Origin of the sequence: Mycobacterium sp. (genome assembly GCF_032161845.1) — a bacterium.
Lineage (GTDB): Bacteria > Actinomycetota > Actinomycetes > Mycobacteriales > Mycobacteriaceae > Mycobacterium.
This window is the reverse complement of record NZ_JAVRQA010000224.1, coordinates 1-2523: the sequence shown is the minus strand read 5'-3', so window position 1 is coordinate 2523 and position 2523 is coordinate 1. Positions and strand designations below refer to the sequence as shown.

Below are 2523 nucleotides of genomic sequence, written 5' to 3'. Positions count from 1 at the left end.
CACCTTTGCGAACACGCCGCTCCAGTTGACGCCCGCCAGACCGAGTGCCGCAAGGCCGGCGCCGATGAGGCCGCCGAACAGCGCATGCGACGAGCTCGACGGGATGCCGAAGAGCCAGGTCAGCAGGTTCCACAGAATGCCGCCGACGAGGCCGGCGAAGATGATCGTCAGGCCCATCGACGCATCGATCCCCGACAGCAGGTGCCCGGTCTTGCCGTCCTGCACCTTGAGCACCGAGGTGGTAACGGTGACCGCGACCTCGACCGAAAGGAACGCGCCGACGAGGTTGATGACCCCTGCCAGCAGCACCGCGACCTTGGGCTTGAGCGCACCGGTGGCGATCGACGTCGCCATCGCGTTGCCCGTGTCGTGGAACCCATTGGTGAAGTCGAAGGCGAGGGCCGTACATATCAACAGCACCAGGATGATCATCTCGGTCATGGGGCTAATTCTGCGGGTACCGAGGCGATTTTTACCTATGGATCGCCGTAGTCGTCACGTATTCTCACCAGGCAGTTTTGCCGAAGCAGCAAAGCTGTTCATCCATTGTTCACCTTGCCGCCTTCGCCACGTCGACTGGGCGGGTCTGACTAGGCCAGAGGCGCCGTGCGGCGACGCCGAACCAGCGCATCGCGATTAGCATCGAAGGCGACTAGACACCGTGGCGGCCCGGCCGCTTCGCAGGGAAGTTGAGGCAGTGAACGGATTTCTCTCCAAGATCGTGGCCTGGCTGAATGCCGGCTACCCCGATGGAGTTCCGGGCCCCGACCGAGTACCGCTGATGGCGCTGCTCACACGCCGACTGTCCAACGACGAGGTGAAGGCCGTCGCCCAGGATCTGATGGACAGCGGCGAATTCGACCACATCGACATCGGCGTCTTGATTACGCAGTTCACCGACGAACTGCCTCGGGAAACGGACGTCGAGCGCGTGCGGGAGCGGCTCGCCAAGAAGGGCTGGCCGCTCGACGACCCGAGAGACATGCCGGATGACGCGGGAGAGCACGCATAGCCGTCCTTCGCGCCCAGCCCGTCGGCGCCGGGGACGCAGCCCTGGCGCTGCTGCCCGAGCTCGAATCCGTTCTCGACCGCGCCCGTTCGGCGATACTGCCGGTTCCCGCCGACGACCCACGGCAGACGAAGTTGCTGACACACACTTTGCGGGCTGGCGAGGAGATCCCCGACGAAGTCGCGGTCGTCATCTCCACGTCGGGAACCACCGGCGAGCCGAAGGGGGCGATGCTGCCCGCGTCGGCCCTCATCGCCAGCGCCGACGCGACCCACGACCGCCTCGGCGGCAGCGGCCGATGGCTTCTGGCGCTGCCCGCTCATCACATCGCCGGCTTGCAGGTTCTGGTCCGTAGCGCGCTCGCCGGCACCACTCCCGTCGCGATCTCGGCGGCCTTCGACGCCAGTGAATTACCGTCGGCCATAGCATCATTGGGCTCCGGCAGGCGCTATGCCTCATTGGTCGCGGTGCAGCTCGACAAGGCTCTGCGCGACCCTGCGGCGAGCGCCGCACTCGCCGAACTCGACGGCGTCCTGATCGGCGGCGGCCCCATGCCGGCGCAGATCGCGGAGAATGCCTCGGCCGCAGGCATTTCAGTGATCCGAACCTACGGAATGAGCGAGACCGCGGGCGGCTGCGTCTACGATGGCACACCGCTCGATGGCGTTCGGATCCGCATCGACGACGGCCGCATTGCGCTGGGCGGAACCACGCTCGCCAGCGGCTACCGCAACGCCGTGACCCCCGATCCGTTCGCGGAAGCCGGCTGGTTTCGCACCGATGACGTTGGCGCCGTTGATGCTTCCGGGATCTTTCGAGTGTTGGGAAGGGCCGACGACGCGATCAGCACCGGTGGCCTGACCGTCATGCCGCCACTGGTCGAGTCCGCCCTTCTGGCGCATCCGGCGGTGGTCGACGCCGCTGTTTTCGGCGTCACCGACGAGCGGTTGGGGCAGCGGGTGGTGGCCGCCGTCGTCGTCGCCGAAGGTCACACCGCTCCGACGGTCGCCGAGCTGCGCGCGCACGTCGAGCAGACGATGGACGCCACCGCAGCGCCGCGCGAAGTCCACGTCGTCGACGAACTCCCCCGACGCGGCATCGGCAAGCTCGACCGAAGGGCACTCGTCGAACGCTTCGACGGTGTCTGATCCGATCGCGCCCGCAGTCACGAGCCGGTCGTTTCGATGAGCGGGCGGCTCAACGACGAAAAAATTCCGAGTTCCGTAAGGTTTCGGAATTAACGAAATTGGCAATTCGGGATCAGGAAGAAGAACGGTCTTCCCCTTTAGATCGGAGACACAATGATCGTCCTGGGTGTAATTCTCCTGCTGATCGGCTATTTCGCAGGCATCTCGATCCTGTACACGATCGGCGGAATTCTCGTCATCGTCGGCGTGATCCTGTGGATCCTCGGTGCCGTCGGTCGGCCCGTGGGGGGTCGAAAAGTTTGGTTCTAGGTGATGACCGACACCGATGAGGCGTCGGTCACCCCTCTAGTACGACGTGCCGCGGCA

The 2523-nt window shown here is 65.3% G+C and carries 4 protein-coding genes; 3 read left to right on the top strand and 1 reads right to left on the bottom strand.

What is annotated here, in order from left to right:
* The coding region (locus tag QOD90_RS13005) for an inorganic phosphate transporter (protein ID WP_526350267.1) at positions 1–432 on the bottom strand (432 nt) is incomplete at its 3' end.
* A 265-nt stretch (positions 433–697) separates the two neighbouring features.
* Between QOD90_RS13005 and QOD90_RS13000 the strand changes: the two genes are divergently transcribed.
* The 3 genes from QOD90_RS13000 to QOD90_RS12990 all read left to right on the top strand — a co-directional run bounded on the left by QOD90_RS13000 (position 698) and on the right by QOD90_RS12990 (position 2466).
* Positions 698–1012, top strand: a complete 315-nt coding sequence (locus QOD90_RS13000; protein ID WP_526350263.1) for a DUF3349 domain-containing protein — start codon at positions 698–700, stop codon at positions 1010–1012.
* Entirely contained in the window at positions 1009–2157 is a 1149-nt protein-coding gene (gene menE, locus QOD90_RS12995; RefSeq protein WP_526350265.1) for an o-succinylbenzoate--CoA ligase, read from the top strand. Before QOD90_RS13000 ends, menE begins: the two co-directional genes overlap by 4 nt.
* 153 nt (positions 2158–2310) lie before the next feature.
* Positions 2311–2466 carry a hypothetical protein gene (locus QOD90_RS12990; protein WP_526350261.1) on the top strand — a complete coding sequence of 52 codons (156 nt, stop codon included), beginning with the start codon at positions 2311–2313 and terminating at the stop codon, positions 2464–2466.
* Positions 2467–2523 lie beyond the last annotated feature (57 nt).